We start from the raw sequence: 22,971 nt of genomic DNA, 5'->3' as shown, positions 1-22,971 counted from the left end.
CCTAACCCACCTTCCCCATTAGGAACCCACCCATCTATGATTCCCAACCATTCCTTCGCGGCTGACGAGCATTCTAACAAACCCGACAAGCCCGAGGAAGCTTGTGGCGTTTTCGGTATCTACGCACCGGGTGAAGATGTCGCCAAGTTGACCTACTTCGGTTTGTATGCTTTGCAGCACCGCGGTCAGGAATCAGCAGGAATTGCCACCTTTGAAGGTGAAAAAGTCCACCTTCACAAAGATATGGGACTGGTTTCCCAAGTCTTTAACGAATCGAGTTTAGGTCACTTGCCCGGTAACTTAGCCGTAGGCCACACTCGCTACTCTACTACGGGCTCGTCGCGGGTTGTCAACGCTCAACCTGTTGTCGTCCAAACCCGTTTGGGAAGTCTCGCGTTAGCACATAACGGAAATCTTGTCAATACCAAAGAATTGCGGGAAGAATTGCTGTCTCGGAAGTGCGAATTTGTCAGCACGACAGATTCAGAGGCGATCGCAGTGGCGATCGGTTCCGAGGTAGACAAGGGCAAAGACTGGCTCGAAGCAGCGATCAGTGCCTTTGGTATGTGCCAAGGAGCCTTTAGTTTGACGATCGCCACCCCCCAAGGCGTGATGGGAGTCCGCGACCCCCACGGCGTCCGACCGCTGGTAATTGGCATCCTCCCCACAACTCCGGTACGATACGTTTTAGCATCGGAAACTTGTGGCTTGGATATTATCGGTGCTGAATTTTTGCGGGACGTAGAACCGGGGGAATTAGTTTGGATTACAGAGGAAGGTATGGCTTCCTTCCACTGGAGTCAGCAGCAGAAGCGCAAACTTTGTATCTTTGAAATGATCTATTTTGCTCGACCCGACAGCCAGATGGAAGGTGAAAGTTTGTACAGCTACCGGCTGCGGATCGGGCGTTTGTTGGCAGCAGAATCTCCGGCTGATGCGGATATAGTCATCGGCGTTCCCGATTCTGGAATCCCGGCGGCGATCGGCTTTTCTCAAGCTTCCGGCATTCCTTACGCCGAAGGATTAATTAAAAACCGCTACGTCGGGCGCACTTTTATTCAACCGACTCAGACAATGCGGGAGTCAGGAATCCGCATGAAACTCAACCCTCTCAAAGATGTGTTGGAAGGGAAGCGAGTAATTATTATCGACGATTCGATCGTGCGCGGCACTACCAGCCGCAAAATAGTCAAAGCCTTGCGGGATGCGGGCGCGACCGCAGTTCACATGAGAATATCCTCGCCGCCGGTGACTCATCCTTGTTTCTACGGGATCGACACCGACAATCAAGATCAGTTGATTGCTGCTACTAAGTCAGTCGCAGAAATCGGCGCCCAAATTGGGGTTGATTCTTTGGCTTTCTTGAGTTGGGATGGAATGCTGAGGGCAACTAATGAAGACCCGCTGAGTTTTTGTTCGGCCTGTTTCACCGGTGATTATCCGATCGACGTTCCAGAAGTGGTAAAACGGTCTAAGCTCATATTAGAAAAAGCTGGAACCTAGAAAATCCAAAATAGAGAAAGCGATCGCCCGTCACTTTCCCCAATTTATGGATTTTCAAGTTTTTCTGGTAAGTCATTGCCAGAATGTGTGTAGAAATGTTACATTAACTTAGCTTTAGCAGTTCTTGCAGAATTTGTGAACAGTAGTGAACAGTCGGTTGGGTAGAACTTGTGTGAAACCCAACACTGGGATTTTAGATTGGAGATTGCAGATTTGAGATTTGAGATCTGTCCTTCAATCTAAAATCGCCAATCTAAAACCGATGGTGTTTTCCTACACTCTCGTTCACAATTGCTGCTCGAAACGCTGTATGCTACCTGCAGGCTGGAGGTAGTTCCTCCAGATGTCCACTCTCAGATGGAAGTCGCATTTCGCACCAACAACGGGCACATGAGATTTTTTCAGATAACAGGGTCGATCGCACTAATTTTTCCCACACCAGTATTCCACAAGCCAACTTGCTTGAGAATCGCGGACGGGCTGTTGATGCGAACTAAAGAACTTTAGGAACCCTTGCAGAGTAAAAATATGGCTCCTTGCAGTTTGAAAGTGACCTCACCTGCATAGGGATACAACCCCCCGACTCCTGTTCGGGAGAGCCAAAAAATTTAGATCTTAGTTTAAGCCCCCAGATTCATCTGTGGAGTGAATCTAAAATCTAAAATCTAAAATCTAAAATCGATTGACTGTTGAAAGAAGGCGGAATGCGGTTTCTCAAGTCAGCTTAAATCGGAAACTTCGTGCAATCAAATACTGTTCTCAATCCCCCGAGCAATCAAGACTCGTCCTCTCGTACAACAGAGTTACCTTTTACTCTTCAAGATATCAAGGCAGCCATTCCAGCCCACTGTTTTGAGCCCTCGGCATGGAAATCTCTGGCTTATTTCTTTTTAGATATTGGCATCATCGCCGGTTTGTATGCGATCGCCTACACCGTCGATTCCTGGCTGTTTTACCCAATCTTTTGGTTGATGCAGGGAACCATGTTTTGGGCATTGTTTGTAGTGGGCCACGACTGCGGACACGGTTCATTTTCTAAGAGCAAATGGCTCAACAACCTGATCGGACACCTCTCCCACGCTCCAATTCTCGTGCCCTTCCACGGTTGGCGGATTAGTCACAGAACCCACCACGCAAATACAGGCAGCTTAGATAACGATGAAAGCTGGTATCCGGTATCGGAGAGCAAATACAATCAAATGCCTTGGTACGAAAAGCTGGGACGCTTTTATTTGATGTTATTTGCCTACCCGATTTATCTATTTCGGCGATCGCCCGATCGGGAAGGTTCTCACTTCATGCCCGGTAGCTCGATTTTCCGTCCGTCCGAAAAATGGGATGTGTTGACGAGTTCCGCATCCTTGGTACTGATGGTAGCCTTTTTAGGCGCCCTAACCTATCAGTTTGGTTGGCTGTTTTTACTCAAGTTCTACTTGGTTCCCTATGTAGTGTTCGTGATGTGGCTGGATTTGGTAACATTCCTGCACCACACAGAAGCCGATATTCCTTGGTATCGCGGTAAAGATTGGTCTTTCTTGAAAGGTGCATTGTCTACGATCGATCGCGACTACGGAATCATTAATTCCATCCATCACGATATTGGCACCCACGTAGCCCACCACATTTTCTCGACAATGCCGCACTATCACTTGAAGGAAGCAACGGAAGCCATCAAGCCAGTGTTGGGCGATTATTACCGCAAGTCAACCGAGCCAATTTGGAAGAGCTTTATTCGCTCTTACTGGGATTGTCATTTTGTCTCCGATACAGGTTCTGGAGTTTACTACGAATCACCTAACAGTCGGCGATCTGCTGAAGTTAAGTAGTTTAAATAAACAATAGAATACGTAAAAACTCGGCTTCTTAAAGAAACCGGGTTTTTCTGTTTTGCGCGTGTTTGATAATAAGATGTTCCACATCAGGAGGGGTGACAAGCCGCCCCAAACCCAGAGGTCTCTTCTTTGTGGAACAGGCCGGAAAGCTTGTTAGGAAAAAATGTATCAGCCACTGCTTTTTACCCCAAACATCCGGGATAGCCGACAGTTTTTAAATTTAAGGCTGCGATTTTTCCAAAGCTTGTATTACTACTTCAGCCTTTGCAGTCCAACCAATAATACCCCCTTGGGCGCGAATCATATCGATCGCACTCTGTTTAAACTGTGGAAAGTAGCTAGCTGTAGCATCCTCAACGAGTAAACATTCAAACCCCCGATCGTTAGCCTCACGCATAGTTGTTTGAACGCAAACCTCAGTCGTGACTCCCGTAAAAATTAGGTGAGTAATCCCTTTTTCACGAAGTATTAATTCCAAATTAGTGTGATAAAAAGCGCCCTTACCTGGTTTATTAATTACTATTTCATCAGGCTTAGGTGTCAATTCTGAGATAATTGAATTGCCAGGTTCACCCAAAATTAAAATTCGTCCCATTGGGCCTCGATCGCCAATTTTTAGTTGACTTTGACCCCGCTTTTGCTTAGATAAAGGACAATCAGAAAGGTCAGGTTGATGACCTTCAATAGTGTGAACAATCGGGAGATGACGCTCGCGAAATACCTCTAACAACTGCTTTACCGTTGGTACGATCGCCTGTAGTTGGCTGACATCATTGCCTAAAGCTTCACCAAATCCCCCAAGCTCCAAAAAATCTCGCTGCATATCGATGATAACCAAAGCCACACCGCCAGAGACGGGCAGTTCATAATCATAAGGTTGGGCACATATTAAGACCATATTGATATAGGTTTTTCCCAAATTACTAGGACTATGCAGCCAGCTTGGCTGACAACACTGTGGTTACTGTTAGGGGGGTTAATGACAAAGGTTCCGGCTTGGTGTTCGCCATTCTGGTCAGTTTGCGATCCAGTTAGTACATAAATATGTTCAAAACCAGTATGGGTGTGCATTGGGACACTCGCTCCCGGCTCATACCGCAGTAGAGCAGCAGCCGATCCACTTTCGTTATCACCATAAAGTCGGTAGATTTCCACCCCATCACGAAATGGTTGCCAAGCCAACTCATTCTGCCACGTCGCGATATTAGGTAAATCCTTAAGGAGCAAAGTTTGCTTCAGTAATTCAGTCATAAATATTCCCAAATTGATTAATGTCCTGCCATGCTCTTACCAATCTGAGCAAAATCTGCATCTGCGATCGCACTTTCATAAGTAAAATTCCCGCCACTGATTACCAAAACCCGATCGGACAATTTCAGCAGTTCATCTAAATCTTCGCTCACCAGCAACACAGCTACTCCTCGGTTGCGAGCCTCAATAATCTGACCGTGAATGTACTCCACAGCAGCAAAATCAAGACCAAAGCAAGGATTCGCGGCAATTAGTAACTTAATATGCTCGGCGGAGAGTTCCCGCGCTAGCACTGTGCGCTGTACATTTCCCCCCGACAGATTACCGATAGGCGTATCTGGCGAAGGCGTTTTAATTTTGAAAGTATTAATTAAGCTCTTAGCCGCCTGCCTAATTTCTTTGAGGATGAGTAAGATACTTGCTTTAGCTTGAGGAGGGCGGTCAAACGTCCGCAGGGCTAAATTTTCTGCCACACTCATGTGTGGCACACAAGCATTATGAAGGGGTTCTTCTGGTAGTGCGAAGACCTGATGTTTAAACATCTCGGCTCGTGTTGCCGTATAAACTTCGCCATTAACCAGCACATCTCCACCTGTAGCAGAACGCTGACCTGCCAACACCTCCACCAATTCCCGCTGACCATTGCCTGAGATACCTGCAATCCCAACAATTTCGCCGCTGTAAACTGTGAGGTTTACTCCTGTCAATACCTCCAGACCGTTGTCTTTATTGGCATGAAGGTCTTTAACTTCAAGGACAGGAATAGTCGTTGGGGGGGCTGTCTTTTCAACTGGTTTCGGTTCGCGCCTTTCACCCATCATCATTTCAGACATATCCGAGACAGTCAGATCCTTTACCAAACCCTGACCTGCAAACTTCCCTTTACGCAGCACCGTGATGCTATCGCAAAACGCCATCACTTCCCGGAATTTGTGGCTGATAATTAAGACGCTTAATCTTCCGGCAGTAACTTCTGCGCGAAGTAAACCTAAAACCTCATCGGCTTCCTGCGGAGTAAGCACCGAAGTGGGTTCGTCCAGAATCAAAATCCGACTCTGAAGATATATCTGTTTAAGAATTTCTAGCTTTTGTTTTTCCCCCGCAGCTAATTGAAACACCGGGGTATCTAGAGGAACTCGGAAAGGAGCAGTTTTCATAAAAGCCTTTAACCGCTCATACTCGGCTTTCCAATTAATCAAATTGGGGCTATCAAAGCGGGACAAAACCAGATTTTCGGCTACCGTCATGGCAGGCACAGAAGTGAAGTGCTGGTAAACCATGCCAATGCCATACTTATGAGCATCGCGAGGACTTGCGATCGCACTTTCCTGTCCATCAATCAACACTTTGCCTGAAGTAGGAGTATAGAAACCCATCACACATTTAACAAGGGTACTTTTGCCTGCTCCGTTCTCGCCCAGCAAAGCATGAAACGTCCCTGGTTTTAGCGTCATCGAGAAGTTATCAAGGGCAGTCATCATGCCAAACCGCTTAGTCATGTTAACCACCTCTAGTTCTGGTGGTTGAAGAAAGTTTTGAGTTGTGAAGTTTGAGTTTTGAGTGTCTAAATAATTGTGAGTATTTAGTGCTGAGTTTTTTGCGAGAGAGTCTTTCACTTCTGTCATGTTTTTATCTCCTGTAAAGTTGTCAGTTTATCGGATATTTATGAGATTTGATTCTTTACTTAGATGGCGGGATTCATTTCAATGCTTGAACTATTTACTTTTTGTTTCCTCACACTTCAACACTTAAAGCTTTGATAAATGCTTCTGAATCAGCAACGGTTCCAAACACCCCTCCCTGCATCTGGATCATCTTAAGTGCCGCCAAATGGTTGCCATAATCTGTTGCGCCCGTACAGTCAGATAAAAGCAAACATTCATAACCGCGATCGTTTGCATCTCGCATTGTGGTATGCACGCAGACATCGGTGGTAATGCCAGCCAAGACAATGTTTTGAATGCCTTTGCGTTTCAGTAACAGATCTAGATCCGTAGCATAAAAAGAACCTTTCCCCGGCTTGTCAATCACCGCTTCTCCAGGCAAAGGCGCGAGTTCTGGAATAATTTCCCACCCTGCTTCACCTCGAACTAGAATTCTGCCGCAGGGTCCAGGATCGCCAATTCCGGCGTTAATTTGACGCGATCGCCACTGCTTGTTTTCTGGTAAATCTGCTAAATCGGGGCGGTGTCCTTCGCGGGTGTGCATGATATGGAAGTGCTTCGCCCGTGCGACTTCTAAGACTCGCTTGATTGGCTCAATAGGAGCGCGAGTCAGTGACAAGTCGTAGCCCATCTTATCAACATATCCACCAATGCCGCAGAAATCAATTTGCATATCAATTATCAGCAGCACCGTATTTTCTGGGCGCAAATCGCCATTGTAAGGATAAGGATATGGTTCAGCTTCTACAAAACGTCCCATGTTTATCTTCCTTGCGATAAATTCCTGTTTTACGTGCTAGTTCCTAAAGATCCAGGCGCGCCTGTCAAAGTTCGTTTAGGTGAACAAGTAATAATCATGATCGCCAGCGTCAGGATGTAGGGCGAGGCATTAAATAAGTAGTAATAGGAATCCACTCCTACTGATTGCAAAGCAGGCCCGATCGCCTGTGCTCCCCCAAACAGCAACGAGGCGTATAAGCACTGAACTGGGTTCCAACGAGCGAAAATTACCAGCGCTACCGCCATGAGTCCTTGACCACTAGAGATGCGTTCTGTCCAACTACCGGGATAGTAAAGAGATAAATAAGCACCACCAATTCCAGCTAAGAAACTGCCTGCAATAATGCAGAGCATCCGAACTTTATTAATGGAGATTCCCATTGCTTTGGCAGCATCGGGACTATCCCCAACTGCACGAATAAATAACCCCCAGCGAGTTGATTTAAAAAACCACTGCATTAAAGGGGCGATCGCTACACCTAACAAAAATAGGGGACAAATTTGTAGCGCTGATTGCACAGGAGGCAGATGACTCCAAGCACCCAGAGGGAAACTAGGCAACTGGGGGGCACTTGGTTGAATAAAAGGTTTGCCAAAAAAGAAAGCAATGCCGCTACCAAAAATAATCATGGCGATGCCTACGGCAATGTCATTTACTTTTGGTTGCACGCACAGCCAAGCGTGGATTAAACCTAGTACCATGCCAGCTAGACCAGCGGCTAAAACACCTAACCAAGGCGATCCAGTCTGATAAGAAATAGCATAGGCACTCATCGCACCCGTTAACAGTGTCCCTTCTAACCCCAAATTAATCTTGCCGCTTTTTTCAGTCAGGCATTCGCCCAAACTGACGAACAGAAACGGAGCGCTACCCCGTAAAGTTCCTGCCAAGATACCCAAAGGTACTCCCCACCAACCTAATACTTCTGCTGCCATTGTGGATTCCTCCGATGTGAGATTTTGGCTTAACGTATTGCTTAGTTAGACAGTGGCTACTGATGGCTGCTCGCTAGAAGGTGGCTGCTGAGGGCTATCGGTTGACCGTTGTTTGAAAAATGGCAAACGTCCGTAGAGCGATTCGCTATACAGAACTACCAAAAAGACCAACCCTTGGAACACTAAAACGGTTGCATCGGGCAGTCCATGTGCCCGTTGCAAGATGCCACCACTAGCAAGAATGCCGCCAAGCAGAATTGCCACAATAGTCGCAGCAAGAGGGTTGTGTCGAGCAATGAATGCGACTAAGATACCGCTGTAGCCATAGTTAGCATTAAGTGATTCGTTAGCTCGACCATGCACGGCTGCGACTTCCACCATGCCTGCTAAACCCGCACAAGAGCCAGCTAAGAAACAGATTGCCATTGTCAACTTGCCGACAGGAAGTCCGGCAATTCGAGCAGCGCGGATGTTACCTCCTGCTGTTCTAGCTGCAAAGCCAAAGGTAGTACGCTGGATCAGGAAGTAGGCGATCGCACAAGCAACCAACCCATAAATTAGACCGTAGTGAACGCGGGTTCCTGGAATATTCCCTAACATATTCACATCAGGAATCGGGTAACTAGAAATTTTATTGAGACTGCTGGGGTCACGCATCACGCCGCCGACTAAATGATTGAGCAGGGCGATCGCAATATAGTTCAACAACAAGCTGCTAATTGTCTCATTCACTGCCCGGTAATAGCGCAAAGCTCCCACTGCACCAATCCATAGACCTCCACAGACAATTCCTGCCAGCGCCATTGCAATTTGAACTAACGTCGGCGGTGCAGAAGATAAAGCCAGTCCACCGGCAACAGCCCCCAGACCCCCAACTACTAAAGCGCCTTCGTTGCCGATAATCATCAACCCTAAACGGGCAGGTAGAGCCGTACACAGAGAACTCAACATCAACGGTGCAGCCCTGATCAGGGTGTTTTGGAATGAATGCCAACTGCCAAACGCTGCTTTGTAGATTGAGGCATAGACAGCAAAGGGATTAGATCCAGCCGCCGCACAAAAAATTCCAAACAATACCAATGAGAAGAGGATGGCGGCGATCGGGATACAAACCGCTTCCAAAGTTGTACGCCAGTTTTGACGGTTAATCATCATCAGGATAAAAGATGAATTACTAAGAAAATGATGAGTGTTGAATTAAAAACTTGCTTGTATAGCAGTTGCCCACGGGCGTGAAATACTTTCTTAGCGAAAGGAAGGGGTATGTAGGGGCAAACCTGCGCGCCCCTACTAAGCTAATCAGCGTTTAAGTTGTCCGCTATACAATGTTGAATGCACATCAGCTAATTAACTCGTAACTTTGCCGATGACGCCTGATGCCAGCCAATTCATCTTTTCTAGTTCTGCGTCTTGCTGCTTGTAATCCTTACCTCCAGCAATCACAACTTTCCCGGTGTTATCTTTTATTTCCCCCTTATAAATCACCATGCTGCCATCAAGAAACTTACTCTTAGCAGCCTCTGCATCCTTTTTCGCTTCAGCCGTTACAGTGCTGCCGTAGGGCGATAGCTTCAAAAAGCCATCCTTCAAGCCACCGCGTACTAAATGGGGAATGCCTCCGTTCATCAGCGTCTTGCCAGCTTGAAGCATTTCAGCATACTTAGAATAGACATTCGTCCAGTCCCACTCGGCACCTGTTAAATATCCTTTGGGCGCAAGTTGGGCTTGACTTGCATGGTAGCCAGTACAGAAAATGCCTCGTTTCTCTGCCGTTTCCATCACCACTTTGGGGCTATCTACGTGACAGGTAATTACATCAACACCCTGGTCAGCCATACTATTTGCAGCATCAGCTTCTTTAACAGGCAAAGACCAATCTCCTGTAAAAATCACCTGAGTTGTAACTTCTGGCTTAATGCTACGTGCCCCTAATGTAAAGCTATTGATATTGCGTAATACTTGCGGTATGGGTTTAGCAGCAATAAATCCTAATTTTCCGGTTTTGGAAGCGTGGGCAGCAACAATGCCTGCTACGTACTCACCCTCATCAATGTAGCCAAAATAGCTGCCAACGTTATTTGGATGCTTACCTTCCTGATAAAGTCCACCGCAGTGAAAGAATTGTACCTCCGGGTAATCCTTTGCCAGTTTCAGAATATGGGGGTCAAAGTACCCGAAGGAGGTAGGGAACAGAACTGTTGCCCCATCTTGTTCGATCATGTTCCTCATGGTTTCTTGTACCGATGTAGTTTCAGGAACATTTGCTTCCTCTACAGTTTTTACCCAAGCTAATTTAGAAACCCCAGCGTTCCCTTCAGCTTGGGCTTGATTGTAGCCGTAGTCATCTTTGGGACCCACATAAATAAATCCCATCACAATTGGCTTATCTTTTGCAGCCGAGTTTGCTTGAACCTCTTTAGCAGGACTACATCCAGTCCAAAGGCGCGATGTGACTGCAAACGCTGTAGTAGATAAAATCCCACGAATTACTTGACGCCGAGGTATAAACAATGACTTTTTGGTACTCATTCTCTATGTTCTCACTAAAAGTCTTTAAGAAGAATTCCTAGCTAAGCTTTAACGCTTATACTTGCTGGTAATTGCTCGATCTTCACGCTAAATTTCTCAGCTTTTAGTCTAGCTATTCAACAATGAGATTAAATGCGCCAATAAATATTCACATTCAAATCACATCTTGAATTTAATGTAAAAAATACAGGGTGAACCCAAACTAATTCTTAGATAAAATTAGTTTTTGGTTGAAATGTTATCTTAGGAAAGTCGAAGAACCTAAAAATCAATGACGTTTATCTTATCCCAATTACTTTTAGTAGTAAGTTTTTTTATAAAAACTTAATAATATTAGCCAAATTCTCGCCCAAAAAGTTCGCTATAAACAAAATTAAACAATAATGTTCACCACAAACAAAAATTGTTTTTGAGTTCTAGCACGTCACTAGCTTTTCAGTCTTGGACGCCACGTAAAAATAAGTCGAGGCTGAATCAAAAACAACAAAAATCGATGTTACAAAATCCGAAAAACTGTTATTGATTTCTAATAACAGTCAATAAGAGGTATTTTATGTGTGAACAACCTAGTTTTCCCATCCCAGAAACTGCCCAAGCCGATCGAGCAACAGGGCGTTACATTATTACTTTCCGCGAAGATGCGGTGACAGAAGGGTTAGCCCTCCTAAGTGACCAAGCTGGCATCACGGGACTGGCAAATGCTGCCGATTTCCCCGACTCGGCCCTAGAGTTCAGCCAATGTGAAGGAGCAGGGGGAGCGGTGTTCCCAACTCTCGGTGTGGCCGTCGTCTCCTTAGACGAAGGGGGTTTTAGCAGCATCATGACATCAGCGGGAGAGGATTCTGCCATCAGGGCGATCGAACCGGAGCGCACTTTCTACGCCATTGAGGATGGATTGTCCCTAGAGTATTTGCGGAGCGCGATGCGGTGGATAACCTGTACGAGAAAGCCACTACTACAGAGGTAGAAGGCATCAACAAACAAGAATGTTTTACTGATGATATCGAGTTTACTTAGGGTCTGAAAGCAACGAAGGTGAGCATTTACTGAAATTAACTCCCACTAAACGTCGCTTTTACCTACAGGAAATACGGGCTGCAACTCTTAGTGAGTCTACTTTATAAACCTCTTCGTCACCCCCATCTTTCACATTTAACCTGCATATTGGGAACGCCCAATATCCCAGTCTCAATAAATTTAATAGAATTAAAAATGCCAAGCAACTCATGGAATATGCTGTATTTTTATGGGAACTCTTTTGGGGTGGCTTTCTAGCCCGCCCCAAAGGTAAAAACTAAATGCAGTACAGCTTAGTGAGGACTTAACTCCAAGTAAGTTTTATGAGGACTGAAGTCCTCAGTACAAACTTGATAACGGTTATTCTACCGGACATAATATTACAGATTGCCTTTAAGCCCGATCGCCGTGACAATAGTCCACGCATCCACCAACAGCAACAGCAGCGTACATCCCAGCAAAATAAGATACATCCAAGGCTGCGACAAAGGGCGGACATCTCTAGTATCAATACCTGTTTTTGCTTCCACCAAACCGACTAATTTAGCAAATCCAGCCACTCGCATTGGTAGCAAATAACCTTCACCCGAATGACTCAAAAAATAGTAAACTAAACCTCCTTGACCGGTCGATCGAGGTTTGAGAGCTTTTACCTCAGTCCAAGGTAGCGACCAACCCTTGCGAAAAAAACGCGGGAACCAGTTAGGATACGTGACTTCAATCCCTTCCTCGCTCAAAATTACCCTTTCACTGAGCACGCCGTACAGGCCCACAGCCCCGACAACAATTGCTGCCCAGAGTGCGGCGGGGGGAACGGGTGCTTTAGTTACTTCCGACAAAAACGGCAATGGAATTGTCAGGGCTGCGTACAAGCTCAACAGCGTGATTCTAATCAGGGGAGAAAGCCGGAATATCGCCGGCTCAAATACTGGGGCAGAAGATGGGGAAGAGGCGATCGGCTGTGCTGACATGGCTGAAATTCGAGAAGCTGTTTAATGATATTTTTGCACAGCTTTCGGGCCCGCCAACAAAACTCAGGGAAATACGAAAAACCGGACAATATTTGCAGTTGTGAGTCTTGATCTAAAATTCATTTCAGAAACTTTGATTCTTAACTGTTGAGTTTTTACCGCTTTGCAGAAGTTGGAATTTTGAGCGCGGAGTTATCAATTAACTGACAATTTATAACTCAAAACTCACAACTGCGATTAATCGACGGCGGTTAGTGCCGGGACAGTCAAAGGTTCTGAGATTTCTCGGGATTTGGGGCGGCCGACCATTACTGCTCGATCGCCCTGAACTGCCTCTGGCGATCTGCTAGGATTGACGTTTGAATAGGGGCCTTCGTTAATCTGCAAGCGATCGCAAGGAATTTTATCCGACAAAATTGCACTGGCCATCATCCCGGTGTGAATTTCCAATGCTGCGGCCGGCATCGCTTCAAACACTAAGCGCTGTCCGGGAAACACCACTCGTTCAAAGTACCAGTTAGGAATGTTGGCGATGCGAGCAATCTGAATTTGACTGGTGGCGTTGACGTAGCAGCACAGAATCTTGCTGTCGGCGTCTGAGGGTACGGGGTCAAGAATTTGAGCCATAACTGCTGAGGGAGCCTTGCCTAAAAGTTTTAGTTATCTTCTCAGGCTAACACTAGGCGATCCCAGCCTACTGTAAAGCCGACTACCAACTCCCTCACAGATTAGAGACCGATCGTACCTAACTTAAAATATAACCGGATAAATATCGGCTTTTTGACTCCCCGCTGGGATTTTCAGTCAAAATACGCTGTATTGACTTATAAATTAGCTTTTTTCTGCTGCTGTCGCCGATCGACACCAACAAGCTCGGCCTTAATCCCAATAGAAAAATTTAAGAATATTTAATGTCAAATTGCGAAAATTAGATAGATTGTAAAGTTATATTAAAAGAATATTAACATAGCTGAAAAAGTTCCACTTTAGGATATGGCAATCATGGAAAACCGAGAAAACCGAGTCCTGTACGTTCGCCTCCCTTGCAATCCTATTTTCCCGATTGGAGTTGTGTATCTTTCGGATCACGTACACAAGCTGTTTCCCGATGTCGAACAGCGCATTTTTGATTTAGGTGCCGTACCCCCCCTGGATTTCGCTAAAGCTTTAGATGCCAGCATAGACGAGTTTAAGCCGACTCTGCTGGTTTTCTCTTGGCGGGACATTCAAATTTACGCGCCCGTGGGCGGCAGGGGCGGCAACCCGCTGCAAAATGCCTTCGAGTTTTACTACGCCAAAAATCCGCTGATCAAGTTCCGGGGAGCACTCGGAGGACTGCGTTTAGCAGCGTCTTACTACACCGAACTCTGGCGCAATTTGGGACTGATTAAGCGCGGATTGAAGCGGGCCCGGAAATACCGCCCCGAAGCTCGTGCAGTGGTCGGAGGCGGTGCTGTGAGCGTGTTTTACGAGCAGTTGGGCCGCAGTTTGCCGGCGGGAACTGTGGTTTCGGTGGGGGAAGGCGAAGCTTTGCTGGAGAAGTTGATTAAGGGCGAAGATTTGGCCGAGGAAAGGTGTTATGTGGTGGGAGAAACCGTGCCGCGCGCGAAGCTAATTCACGAAAAGCCAGCCAACATCGAGAAAACTGCCTGCGATTATAACTACATCGAAACCATTTGGCCGGAATTTTCCTATTATCTACAGGATATGGACTTCTATGTGGGAGTGCAAACCAAGCGCGGCTGTCCTCATAATTGCTGTTACTGCATTTATACGGTGATTGAAGGGAAACAAGTGCGGATCAATCCGGCGGATGAGGTGGTGGCGGAGATTCGGCAATTGTACGATCGAGGTATCCGCAATTTCTGGTTTACCGACGCTCAATTTATCCCAGCACGCAAATTCATCGACGATGCAGTTGAATTATTGCAAAAAATCATCGCCGCCGGCATGGACGACATACACTGGGCCGCTTACATCCGTGCGGACAATCTCACACCAGAATTGTGCGATTTGATGGTAAAAACGGGGATGAATTACTTTGAAATCGGCATCACCAGCGGTTCCCAGGAACTGGTTCGCAAAATGCGGATGGGCTACAACTTGCGAGTAGTTTTGGAAAATTGTCGCGATTTAAAAGCAGCAGGTTACAACGATGTGGTTTCAGTTAATTACTCGTTTAACGTCATTGACGAAACCTTTGAAACTATCCGGCAAACTATTGCTTATCACCGAGAATTAGAGCGAATTTTCGGAGCCGATAAAGTGGAACCAGCGATTTTCTTTATCGGGTTGCAGCCGCACACAATTTTGGAAGAATACGCCTTTAAACAGGAGATTCTGCAACCTGGTTACGATCCCATGAGTTTGATGCCTTGGACAGCGCGCAAGTTGCTGTGGAATCCCGAGCCTTTGGGTTCGTTTTTCGGGCAAATTTGTTTAGAAGCTTGGCAGCGTAATTCCAATGATTTCGGCCGCGAAGTGATGGCTATTTTGGAGGAAAAACTCGGCTGTGCGGATTTGGAAGAGGCATTAACCGCGCCTGTGGAAATCAAAGGCAAACAGTTGGCAGCAGTTAATTAATTAGCAGGTTGGCAGTCAGGACGACGGTTATTTAAAAAATGGGAAATGGGAGAAAAAATGTATCTTCTGTTTCCCTTTTTATTATTCACTAAATAGCTAACCGCAAATAAACATTACCCTGTAACTGAGTCAGTTCGCGATCGCATGGGAGGCGAGAAACCCGGTTTCTAGGAAAATCAAAGGTTTAGTAACGAGAAATATATGAAGAAACCCGGTTTCTCAGATCGGCGCGAACAAGTCATAAAATCTTAAAAATGTCCTAAATGCAAGAGATTGCTTTCCTTCGATCGCATTGACATACTTATGTATTTTCACTGGTGTAGGGTGCACAGCTCGCACCTTACTTAAACCGACAGTGTAGCGTGTTTCTGCACCTTTCACCTCTGATATTAAATATTATTAATATCCAGCAAAGATCGCTTAAGATGTAATTATATAGTTAAAACCAGGAGTGACAAGATGTTTTATAAAGATAGAGTTAAGGGCATTAAAGGAGTAGGTCTAGTTATAGCAGGCATTAGTGCGATTCCCTTCGGGATAGCTTCGCTTCACGGCTTTTTGACAGCCTCAGCAAAAGCAACTCCACTAAATCAACCGATTGCCAAAGTTCGGGCGATCGCACCCAACACTTTGGGCAATAATCAACCGCTGCAAATTGCTCAAGTTGAGGGATGTCCGAGGGCCCAAATGGTGCAATTTTTCGCAACGCCCAACTTTTCTATATACATTTGCAAAACCCAGGAAGGCGAAATTTTTTACCGCGGCCTCAGCAAAATAAATGGCAGCCAAATCAATGTCATGCAAGTAAGGACAGGTGACGACGGAACTTATGAAGCGACTAACGGCAATATTATCTATTCGATTAACCCGGAACGCCTGCAAGTCCGGCAGAATGGCAAGGTAATCTTGACCGAAGCTGTCATCAAGTAACACTAACTGTTATTTAATGATAAATTCACTAAATTTAGGGTGTATTTTATTTAAGTTAAAAATTCAATAGCTGCCCAAAGATATTGATTCCTTAATAATCAAAAATAATTAGTGGTAACGCTTATAAAATTGACTAACTTTTGTTTAAATACCTCTGAATTAGGACGATCGCCACTATATCATCTACCGGCCGCGGCGGAGTCCGCATCCCCTGGGGAATCAAGCGAGAAAGTCCCGTCGGAGGGTACATTTCCCAGTAGCGTTCTTTGGCTTCCAAACTGCTGAACCTCTCGTCAACCCGAACAATTTCGATCTCCGGCGACAAACTCTGCGTCAGTTTTTGTTTCCAACTCTTAGAAGTGGTTTGATCTCCCATCACTAATAACTCAATGGGAAACTGTTGGCACAAAGATTGAATAGTAGATATCGCTGCTTCCGACAGCACAACTTGATGGTAGCAGACCTTCTTATCTCTACCCATTACAGCTATGCCGCATTTGTCTTTACCTGGATCGAAACCTAAAATCATATTATATTTATTAGTTCTGAGTTAATAAGTTTGTAGTTGCGCTGTTGTGGCCGAGGAAACCCATCGCCAACCTAGATATCATCTGATACTTGCATTCTTGAATGTCTCAACATTTTTGCGGGCGATCGTACTTATTTTGCTTGACTTTTTTGCCGGATTGACCTATTATATCATCATGGGAATCCGCGCGGCAATATAATGCCTAAAATCAGAAACCAAGTTTTTGCCATAATCTTTACTTCCCGTTTTAATTTATCGAAAAAACCCGGTTTCTTTGACCCCCCGCAGCAATCAGAAACCGGGTTTTTGCCACAATCTTTGCTTTCCCGTTTTAATTTATCGAAAAAACCCGGTTTCTTTGACTCCCCGCGCAAAAACCCGGTTTCTCTCACCCCTGTGCAGGCGGTGCGTCGCTATGAAATTGTCGATTTGATTTGCAAATTGCAGATGGCGACGCACCCTACTATTTTGAATCGGGTGCAAAGATGAGTTCCCCCAAAAAAAAATTAAAGCGCGCGCAAGAGGGTAAAGAGGAAAAAGGGAAAAGGGCTAAAGAGTCAAGAAGAGTCCTCACAGATAAGACAGGGAGGAAGGGACAGCCAAAGCAACCGCTACACGAAAACCCCTGCACGGGCCCAAGAGGCCCGAGTAGCGCGCAGGGAAGAAGCTGCGGAAGGCAGCACGGCAATTGACCGCACCGATCCTCCACGAACCTCCACGCAGCACTCGGCCACTACTTGTTCCAGTTTCCCAAGAACTTCCGTCAATCGGTGCGCCGTCATAGTTAATGTGCACCTTATCGCTGCACCATTCGCCGACCTGACCGTGCATATCATAAAGTCCAAAGGCATTCGGGCCAAAACTCCCTACATCCATTGTTTGTCTGCGAACAAGTCCCTCGGGCGCTGCACCATAGGGTTGATAACCGTTATAATTAACTAAATCCGTGGTAATTGTCTCGCCAAAATAGAAAGGTGTTATAGTTCCGGCGCGACAAGCATATTCCCATTCTGCTTCCGAAAGTAAGCGATAAATCTTGCCTGTTTTTTCAGAAAGTTTCCGGCATAATTCTACAGCCTGATTCCAGCTTACGGTTTCTACAGGAAGTTTTTCACCTCTAAATTCCGATCGATTATTTCCCATAACTGCTTGGTACTGTGCTTGGGTGAGGGGGTATTTTCCTGCATAAAAAGCTGGTACTGTTACTTGATGCTGCGGACTTTCCTTATCTTTTCTACCTTGCTCTGTTTCTGGCGAACCCATCATAAATGTGCCTCCGGGAATGTAAACCATTTCGAGCACAACTCCATTACCTAAGTCTTCCGGGAAGTAATGAGCAAAAGACTTTCTACGACTGTTTTCTTTTCCTTCAGCATCCACTGTGATGACATCAAATTCAAATGTAGGGAGATAGTCTTGAAACTGCGGTTTTATCTTTAAATCATCTCTATCTTTCAGGAGTGAATAGGCAGCAAATTTCACCTGCATTGATTCCTCGCGCAAGGCTTGCATTATCACATCTAAGCCTGCTTCTCCATATTTGAGTGCTTCGGAGAGGGCGGCGATTCTCACTTCGACAATGGGTGAGGCTAGGCGGCTTTTAACACCAGGAATGCCTCCGAGTACCGCAGCATTGACAGGAATTGAATTTTGACCGCCACGGACGGCATCGTATTCTCTGGGTTCATTTTGATTGTCTGACATTACACCGCACGCTCCTGCATTTTAACAGTTGACAGTTGGCAGTTGGCAGTTGATGATTGCATAGTACCGGAATCGAACCATTTATGCTTGACCGGTATTGGCTCTATTTATGAGGTTATTTATGTCCGCGCCTGATGTGGAGGTTGCTATATAATATATGGCGGCACGGATTCCGATTATTTAATAATATGTCAAGGGCGCGAAAAAGTCAAGCAAAATTGTGCTTCGATCGCGCACAATTTTTGCTCAAATTCGATATATTGATCGCACTTATTATTTAACTTTCAAATCTCCTCCGCCCGGTGGTTGTTGTCCGGTGCGGAAAACAACGGCTCCGTTTTCAAGAGCCACTAAATCTATTTTAAGCGGGCCGGCGATGTAAGTGACATCTGCTGCGATCGCCTGAACGTCCAGCGGTTTCTCGTACTGCTGCAACTGCTCGATAAAACCAGCTAAAGTTTCAATCTGACTGTCGGCAACTTGGACTCTACCGCCGACAACACCGATCAGGCGAGCGCGAAATTGACAAGCTTCTATCAATTGCAGCAACTGCTGCCGCACCTGTTCGTCGGTCAAAGTCACCGGATCGACAGCAACCCCTGCAATCACATCTCCAGCGCGGAAAACCACTCGATTGATTTCTGCTTCTGCAAATACCTTAATTACCTTTTCTTCCCGCAGGTAATTAGCGCCGGCGACAATTCGCACCACGTAGTCTTGACCGTCTTTAACCTGACTAATTAGTTGATCGATTTCTGCTTTAGTAATTTGAATAACCTGGTCTCTAACCTTCCTATTTTCCGGCTGCATCAGTCCGACGGTGGTTTTATTTGCTTCTTGCAAAAGCCGATCGATCGCGCGGCTCGCCATACCGGCTTCGATAATGCGAACGACGCCAGCAGCTAAAATTTGACCGCGCCTGATGGCAACTGTACCCTCGCGGATTGCCTGAAAGTCGCGTTCCAAAACTTGCACTTGCTGCTGCAAGACAGTTTGTTGCTGTTCGAGTTGAGCTTGTTGCTGTGCCAAGGTTTCTAAGAGTGCTTCCCTCTCGGCAATTACTTTGTCGCGCTCGACAATAGTTCGATCGCGATCGGCCAGATTTTGCACCCGCTGGGCAATTTCCTTGTCTCGCTGGGCAATTAGTTCGTTGCGATCGACAATTGCTGCGTCTCGCTTAACAATTTCTCCCTCTCGCTGGGCAATTTCCTTGTCCCGCTGGGCAATTTCTGCGTCTCGCTTGGCAATTTCTCGATCGCGCTGGGCAATTTGAGTTTTTACCTGCTCTCGCTGCTCGATTAACTGTTGGCGTTCCTCTTGGAGTTGGGCGATTTCCGATCCTAAAGTCGTTTTTTGAGCAGAAACTGTTTTCAATTGGTTCTCGGTGCGATCGAGCTGAGCTTGTGTAGTCGATCGGATCGTTTCAACCAGTTTCAATTGTTCTTCGGTGCGGGATTTAGCTGCTTCCACGCTGCTGAGCTGTTCTTCTGTCTTAGATTTAGCCGCTTCTACCTGACTTAACTGCTGTTCAGTTTTAGACTTGGCTGCTTGCACGCTGTTGAGCTGGGCCCGCAGCGAGTTTAATTTTGTTTGCGTCCGAGCTTGCTCAGCATTAGCTGCTTGGAGCGATTGATTAATTTGCTCTAAATTGGCTCTAGCTTGCGCTTGAGCGGCTCTGGCTTGAGCTAATTCACTTTCAACTCGATTTTTTTCTTGAGTGGCCTGGTTGATTTCTCTGCGGGCGTTGTTGAGCCTTTTTTGAATCTCGTCTATTCTAAAAACTCCTGTTCGCAGCGGCTTGCTAGTAGCAAACAAAATGGCCAGAGTAATTGCTGACAGGATGCTGCCGGCCATCACTGTCACAACAACAGCAGTATCGCGGGGGCGAAGTTTGAACAAGCTCAACCTTGCCTTGCCGACTTTCGTCCCAAGGCGATCGCTGACAGTGGCGATCACACCCCCCAACACTAACATTACAAATACCAGGATGTATCCAGCAGTCATTCCGATTTTAGATTTTGGATTTTGGATTTTGGATTGAATCTAAAATCCAAAATCCAAAATCCTATACTTTCTCGGCATCAAGTGAATTGCTGGCTTAAAGCCACCGGGTTGTGGACTGTGATCTTTTTCTTGTGGATCGAGATCATGGTTTCTTGTCTGAGATCCCCCAGCAAACGAGTCACCGTTACCCGAGTCGAGCCGATCGCTTCGGCGATCGCCTGGTGGGACAGCTTCAAATCAATCGTAATCCCCTCTGTACCGGGCACGCCAAAATCCCGGCACAGAATCAGCAAAAAGCTGACGAGTCTCGAACCCATATCTCGGTGGGCCAGCGTTTCAATCATCATCTCGGTTTGCAAAATCCGAGACGACAGTCCCCGCAGCATCACCATCGACAGTTCCGGGTCTTCCTTGAGCGCTTTCTCGACTTGTTCGATCGGCAACGAGATCAACTCTACCGGCGTAAAGGCTACCGCGTGGTAAAACCTGTCCGATCGGTGTCCCGTAATCAGAGACAGCACCCCAAATACGCTATTTTCGCGCAGGAGGGCGACTGTAATTTCTTCCCCTGCTTCGTACACCCTGGAGAGCTTCACAGCACCTCTAATGAGAACGTAGACGCGCTCAGCCGGGTCTCCAGGGAAAAAAATTGTCTTGCCCCGTTCAAAGGTTTCCACAATGGGTGGAAACGCCCCGCCGCTGATTTGGCGGAACACGGCTGCTAGCGGTCTATCATGCGTCACGACTAGATCCTTCTGTACTAATCAATACTTTATAACTTGCCGATTAACCTTATTGAGTAAATATACTGCCCAACCTCCAATATCCAAGGATTCGGTTACTTCCATCTAATGTTAAGGTAAACACGCACTGTATGATTAAATCTAGCCCTTCTCTTAACTTTTTCAATTCCGCCCCCATGTAGCTCCACAGCAAAATTAATATAATTGTGTCTCAATTGTGTCTCAATTGTGTCTCAATTGTGTCTCAATCAGTTAAAGCTGAATCAGTTGTGTCTAAACTGGCGGGGTTGTCGCACAGAGCCAATGAGAACGGTGCTAGTTGCTTCTAGAAGAAATACAGATGATAGATTTGACCGGAAAAAATGCTCTTGTTACGGGCATTGCCAACAATCGCTCGATCGCCTGGGGTATCGCTCAGCAGCTCCACAAAGCTGGGGCCAACCTCGGCATAACTTATTTGAAGGACGAGAAAGGCAAGCACGAGCGCAAAGTCGCTGAACTGGTGGAACCGCTCAATCCCAGTCTGTATTTGCCCTGCAATGTCCAAGACGAGAGCGAAATTGAGTCTACTTTTCAAACCATCGCCGACAAGTGGGGCAAGTTAGATGTCCTGATCCACTGTCTGGCTTTTGCCGGCAAGGACGAACTTTCGGGAGATTTCACCAACACTTCGCGCCAAGGTTTTTCCAATGCTTTGGATATTAGCGCTTACTCGCTGGTACGGCTTTGTGCAGCAGCTAAACCGCTGATGGCCGAGGGTGGCAGTATTGTGACGCTGACTTATTTGGGCGGCGTCCGGGTAGTTCCTAATTATAATGTGATGGGAATTGCTAAGGCGGCTTTGGAAATGAATGTTCGCTATCTGGCTGCTGAACTGGGCCCGTTAAATATTCGGGTAAATGCGATTTCTTCCGGCCCGATTCGGACTCTGGCTTCGTCAGCAGTTGGCGGTATTCTGGACATGATCCACCACGTTGAGGAAGTGGCGCCGCTGCGGCGGACGGTGACTCAGCAGGAAGTGGGAAATGCTGCGGCTTTTCTGTGCAGCAATCTCGCTAGCGGAATTACGGGTCAAGTTTTGTATGTCGATGCCGGTTACGAAATCATGGGAATGTAACAGTTGTCGAGAATTTTGAGTTATGTAGGGGCGGGTTGAGACAATAAACTTTAACTTTAACAAGTAAGTTTTATGCAAAAACCGCCCCTTTCGAGAGTTTTGAGTTGTGGATAATTCTCTTAACTAAACACTGGAGAATCAGCGCTGCTCAATCTGTAATCTTCAATTACTAATTATCAATAACTAATGAATGACCCATTGCGAATTATGGAGATAATCGATCGCCCTTCTCTTCCTCCAACAAGTTCAGTTCAACCAGCTAGGGCCGCCTTGGTGAAACGCACGACACTGGAAACGGATGTCACGGCCAGCCTCAATCTCGACGGTGTAGGAACTTGCAAGGCGTCTACGGGGATTCCGTTTTTAGACCATATGTTGCACCAGATTGCTTCTCACGGATTGATCGATTTGGACGTGCAGGCGATCGGTGATTTGGAGATTGACGACCACCACACGAACGAGGATGTGGGAATTACCTTAGGCCAAGCGCTAGCAAAAGCTGTCGGCGATCGATCGGGCATTTCTCGCTTCGGGCATTTCATCGCACCTTTGGATGAAGCTTTAATTGAAGTAGTGCTAGACTTTTCGGGACGGCCTCACTTAAGTTACAGCTTGGAAATTCCCAACCAGCGGATCGGCACTTACGATACCGAATTAGTCAAAGAGTTTTTTTCGGCGGTGGTGAACCACACTCAAATGACGCTGCATATTCGACAGTTGCAGGGGGGAAATTCTCATCACATTGTGGAAGCCGCGTTTAAAGCATTTGCGCGAGCTCTGCGGATGGCGGTAGAAATCGATCCGCGGCGCGCCAGTCGAATTCCGAGTTCTAAAGGAGTTTTGTAGTTCGGGGTTTGTAGTAGCGTTTGGGCGCTACT

Annotated in this window: 21 protein-coding genes; 8 read left to right on the top strand and 13 right to left on the bottom strand. The window is 46.3% G+C overall.

The window, feature by feature from the left end; genetic code table 11:
- Positions 1–36: 36 nt before the first annotated feature.
- Entirely contained in the window at positions 37–1,503 is a 1,467-nt protein-coding gene (gene purF, locus QUA71_RS14415) for an amidophosphoribosyltransferase (protein ID WP_333285886.1), read from the top strand.
- 740 nt (positions 1,504–2,243) lie between these two features.
- The gene (locus QUA71_RS14410; RefSeq protein WP_333285884.1) at positions 2,244–3,329 is read left to right on the top strand and encodes a DUF3474 domain-containing protein; all 1,086 of its coding nucleotides are present in this window, start codon (positions 2,244–2,246) and stop codon (positions 3,327–3,329) included.
- 226 nt (positions 3,330–3,555) lie between these two features.
- Here the strand turns inward: QUA71_RS14410 and QUA71_RS14405 are convergent, their stop codons facing one another.
- The 7 genes from QUA71_RS14405 to QUA71_RS14375 form a co-directional block, all read right to left on the bottom strand.
- On the bottom strand, positions 3,556–4,233 hold the full coding sequence (locus tag QUA71_RS14405; protein ID WP_333285882.1) for a cysteine hydrolase: 678 nt from the start codon (positions 4,231–4,233) through the stop codon (positions 3,556–3,558).
- Complete coding sequence (locus QUA71_RS14400; protein WP_333213802.1) at positions 4,224–4,586, bottom strand: cupin domain-containing protein; 363 nt, start codon at positions 4,584–4,586, stop codon at positions 4,224–4,226. Before QUA71_RS14400 ends, QUA71_RS14405 begins: the two co-directional genes overlap by 10 nt.
- A 17-nt stretch (positions 4,587–4,603) precedes the next feature.
- Positions 4,604–6,211, bottom strand: a complete 1,608-nt coding sequence (locus QUA71_RS14395) for an ABC transporter ATP-binding protein (RefSeq protein ID WP_333285880.1) — start codon at positions 6,209–6,211, stop codon at positions 4,604–4,606.
- Positions 6,212–6,320: 109 nt separating this feature from the next.
- Positions 6,321–7,010 (bottom strand): biuret amidohydrolase, encoded by a 690-nt coding sequence (gene biuH, locus QUA71_RS14390; RefSeq protein WP_333285878.1) that lies wholly within the window; start codon positions 7,008–7,010, stop codon positions 6,321–6,323.
- Between the two features lie 29 nt (positions 7,011–7,039).
- Positions 7,040–7,966 carry an ABC transporter permease gene (locus QUA71_RS14385; RefSeq protein ID WP_333285876.1) on the bottom strand — a complete coding sequence of 309 codons (927 nt, stop codon included), beginning with the start codon at positions 7,964–7,966 and terminating at the stop codon, positions 7,040–7,042.
- A 45-nt stretch (positions 7,967–8,011) separates the two neighbouring features.
- Positions 8,012–9,121 carry an ABC transporter permease gene (locus tag QUA71_RS14380; RefSeq protein WP_333285874.1) on the bottom strand — a complete coding sequence of 370 codons (1,110 nt, stop codon included), beginning with the start codon at positions 9,119–9,121 and terminating at the stop codon, positions 8,012–8,014.
- A 192-nt stretch (positions 9,122–9,313) separates the two neighbouring features.
- Entirely contained in the window at positions 9,314–10,495 is a 1,182-nt protein-coding gene (locus QUA71_RS14375) for a BMP family ABC transporter substrate-binding protein (RefSeq protein ID WP_333285873.1), read from the bottom strand.
- Between the two features lie 553 nt (positions 10,496–11,048).
- Between QUA71_RS14375 and QUA71_RS14370 the strand changes: the two genes are divergently transcribed.
- On the top strand, positions 11,049–11,462 hold the full coding sequence (locus QUA71_RS14370) for a hypothetical protein (RefSeq protein WP_333285871.1): 414 nt from the start codon (positions 11,049–11,051) through the stop codon (positions 11,460–11,462).
- Between the two features lie 430 nt (positions 11,463–11,892).
- Here the strand turns inward: QUA71_RS14370 and QUA71_RS14365 are convergent, their stop codons facing one another.
- Together QUA71_RS14365 and QUA71_RS14360 are read right to left on the bottom strand one after the other, a co-directional pair.
- Positions 11,893–12,483: a hypothetical protein gene (locus QUA71_RS14365; protein WP_333285870.1), complete on the bottom strand. Its 591-nt coding sequence runs from the start codon at positions 12,481–12,483 to the stop codon at positions 11,893–11,895.
- Between the two features lie 237 nt (positions 12,484–12,720).
- On the bottom strand, positions 12,721–13,110 hold the full coding sequence (locus QUA71_RS14360) for a DUF1830 domain-containing protein (RefSeq protein WP_006634015.1): 390 nt from the start codon (positions 13,108–13,110) through the stop codon (positions 12,721–12,723).
- A 375-nt stretch (positions 13,111–13,485) separates the two neighbouring features.
- Between QUA71_RS14360 and QUA71_RS14355 the strand changes: the two genes are divergently transcribed.
- Both QUA71_RS14355 and QUA71_RS14350 read left to right on the top strand, forming a co-directional pair.
- Positions 13,486–15,066, top strand: coding sequence for a photosystem II high light acclimation radical SAM protein (locus tag QUA71_RS14355; RefSeq protein ID WP_333285867.1), 1,581 nt, complete (start codon positions 13,486–13,488; stop codon positions 15,064–15,066).
- A gap of 459 nt (positions 15,067–15,525) precedes the next feature.
- The gene (locus tag QUA71_RS14350) at positions 15,526–15,996 is read left to right on the top strand and encodes a hypothetical protein (protein WP_333285865.1); all 471 of its coding nucleotides are present in this window, start codon (positions 15,526–15,528) and stop codon (positions 15,994–15,996) included.
- A 133-nt stretch (positions 15,997–16,129) separates the two neighbouring features.
- On the opposite strand, the gene QUA71_RS14345 is transcribed toward QUA71_RS14350, so the two are convergent.
- Positions 16,130–16,525, bottom strand: a complete 396-nt coding sequence (locus tag QUA71_RS14345) for a pre-16S rRNA-processing nuclease YqgF (RefSeq protein ID WP_333285863.1) — start codon at positions 16,523–16,525, stop codon at positions 16,130–16,132.
- 198 nt (positions 16,526–16,723) lie between these two features.
- Here QUA71_RS14345 and QUA71_RS14340 point away from each other — a divergent pair, with 198 nt between their 5' ends.
- On the top strand, positions 16,724–17,014 hold the full coding sequence (locus QUA71_RS14340; RefSeq protein ID WP_333285861.1) for a hypothetical protein: 291 nt from the start codon (positions 16,724–16,726) through the stop codon (positions 17,012–17,014).
- Positions 17,015–17,095: 81 nt separating this feature from the next.
- Here the strand turns inward: QUA71_RS14340 and QUA71_RS14335 are convergent, their stop codons facing one another.
- From QUA71_RS14335 to ntcA, 3 genes are all read right to left on the bottom strand, one after another.
- Entirely contained in the window at positions 17,096–18,229 is a 1,134-nt protein-coding gene (locus QUA71_RS14335) for a formylglycine-generating enzyme family protein (protein WP_333285859.1), read from the bottom strand.
- A 273-nt stretch (positions 18,230–18,502) separates the two neighbouring features.
- On the bottom strand, positions 18,503–20,233 hold the full coding sequence (locus QUA71_RS14330; protein ID WP_333285857.1) for a DUF3084 domain-containing protein: 1,731 nt from the start codon (positions 20,231–20,233) through the stop codon (positions 18,503–18,505).
- A 77-nt stretch (positions 20,234–20,310) separates the two neighbouring features.
- Positions 20,311–20,976: a global nitrogen regulator NtcA gene (gene ntcA / locus QUA71_RS14325; RefSeq protein WP_006634020.1), complete on the bottom strand. Its 666-nt coding sequence runs from the start codon at positions 20,974–20,976 to the stop codon at positions 20,311–20,313.
- 340 nt (positions 20,977–21,316) lie between these two features.
- Here ntcA and fabI point away from each other — a divergent pair, with 340 nt between their 5' ends.
- Together fabI and hisB are read left to right on the top strand one after the other, a co-directional pair.
- Positions 21,317–22,093, top strand: a complete 777-nt coding sequence (gene fabI, locus QUA71_RS14320) for an enoyl-ACP reductase FabI (protein WP_006634022.1) — start codon at positions 21,317–21,319, stop codon at positions 22,091–22,093.
- A 207-nt stretch (positions 22,094–22,300) separates the two neighbouring features.
- Positions 22,301–22,939 carry an imidazoleglycerol-phosphate dehydratase HisB gene (gene hisB / locus QUA71_RS14315; protein ID WP_333175893.1) on the top strand — a complete coding sequence of 213 codons (639 nt, stop codon included), beginning with the start codon at positions 22,301–22,303 and terminating at the stop codon, positions 22,937–22,939.
- Positions 22,940–22,971: the final 32 nt, after the last annotated feature.

It is taken from the genome of Microcoleus sp. MON1_C5 (assembly GCF_036701875.1).
In the GTDB taxonomy this organism is placed as follows: domain Bacteria; phylum Cyanobacteriota; class Cyanobacteriia; order Cyanobacteriales; family Microcoleaceae; genus Microcoleus.
Note: the sequence above shows the minus strand (reverse complement) of the source record. Positions and strands in the feature narration are given on the sequence as shown.

What these genes read in the sequence shown, in the direction of transcription:
- purF (WP_333285886.1), top strand. Translation starts at nt 37, where the DNA reads ATGATTCCCAACCATTCCTTCGCGGCTGACGAGCATTCTAACAAACCC.
- QUA71_RS14405 (WP_333285882.1), bottom strand. Translation starts at nt 4,233, where the DNA reads ATGGTCTTAATATGTGCCCAACCTTATGATTATGAACTGCCCGTCTCT.
- QUA71_RS14400 (WP_333213802.1), bottom strand. Translation starts at nt 4,586, where the DNA reads ATGACTGAATTACTGAAGCAAACTTTGCTCCTTAAGGATTTACCTAAT.
- QUA71_RS14395 (WP_333285880.1), bottom strand. Translation starts at nt 6,211, where the DNA reads ATGACAGAAGTGAAAGACTCTCTCGCAAAAAACTCAGCACTAAATACT.
- biuH (WP_333285878.1), bottom strand. Translation starts at nt 7,010, where the DNA reads ATGGGACGTTTTGTAGAAGCTGAACCATATCCTTATCCTTACAATGGC.
- QUA71_RS14385 (WP_333285876.1), bottom strand. Translation starts at nt 7,966, where the DNA reads ATGGCAGCAGAAGTATTAGGTTGGTGGGGAGTACCTTTGGGTATCTTG.
- QUA71_RS14380 (WP_333285874.1), bottom strand. Translation starts at nt 9,121, where the DNA reads ATGATGATTAACCGTCAAAACTGGCGTACAACTTTGGAAGCGGTTTGT.
- QUA71_RS14375 (WP_333285873.1), bottom strand. Translation starts at nt 10,495, where the DNA reads ATGAGTACCAAAAAGTCATTGTTTATACCTCGGCGTCAAGTAATTCGT.
- QUA71_RS14370 (WP_333285871.1), top strand. Translation starts at nt 11,049, where the DNA reads ATGTGTGAACAACCTAGTTTTCCCATCCCAGAAACTGCCCAAGCCGAT.
- QUA71_RS14365 (WP_333285870.1), bottom strand. Translation starts at nt 12,483, where the DNA reads ATGTCAGCACAGCCGATCGCCTCTTCCCCATCTTCTGCCCCAGTATTT.
- QUA71_RS14360 (WP_006634015.1), bottom strand. Translation starts at nt 13,110, where the DNA reads ATGGCTCAAATTCTTGACCCCGTACCCTCAGACGCCGACAGCAAGATT.
- QUA71_RS14355 (WP_333285867.1), top strand. Translation starts at nt 13,486, where the DNA reads ATGGAAAACCGAGAAAACCGAGTCCTGTACGTTCGCCTCCCTTGCAAT.
- QUA71_RS14350 (WP_333285865.1), top strand. Translation starts at nt 15,526, where the DNA reads ATGTTTTATAAAGATAGAGTTAAGGGCATTAAAGGAGTAGGTCTAGTT.
- QUA71_RS14345 (WP_333285863.1), bottom strand. Translation starts at nt 16,525, where the DNA reads ATGATTTTAGGTTTCGATCCAGGTAAAGACAAATGCGGCATAGCTGTA.
- QUA71_RS14340 (WP_333285861.1), top strand. Translation starts at nt 16,724, where the DNA reads ATGCCTAAAATCAGAAACCAAGTTTTTGCCATAATCTTTACTTCCCGT.
- QUA71_RS14335 (WP_333285859.1), bottom strand. Translation starts at nt 18,229, where the DNA reads ATGTCAGACAATCAAAATGAACCCAGAGAATACGATGCCGTCCGTGGC.
- QUA71_RS14330 (WP_333285857.1), bottom strand. Translation starts at nt 20,233, where the DNA reads ATGACTGCTGGATACATCCTGGTATTTGTAATGTTAGTGTTGGGGGGT.
- fabI (WP_006634022.1), top strand. Translation starts at nt 21,317, where the DNA reads ATGATAGATTTGACCGGAAAAAATGCTCTTGTTACGGGCATTGCCAAC.
- hisB (WP_333175893.1), top strand. Translation starts at nt 22,301, where the DNA reads ATGGAGATAATCGATCGCCCTTCTCTTCCTCCAACAAGTTCAGTTCAA.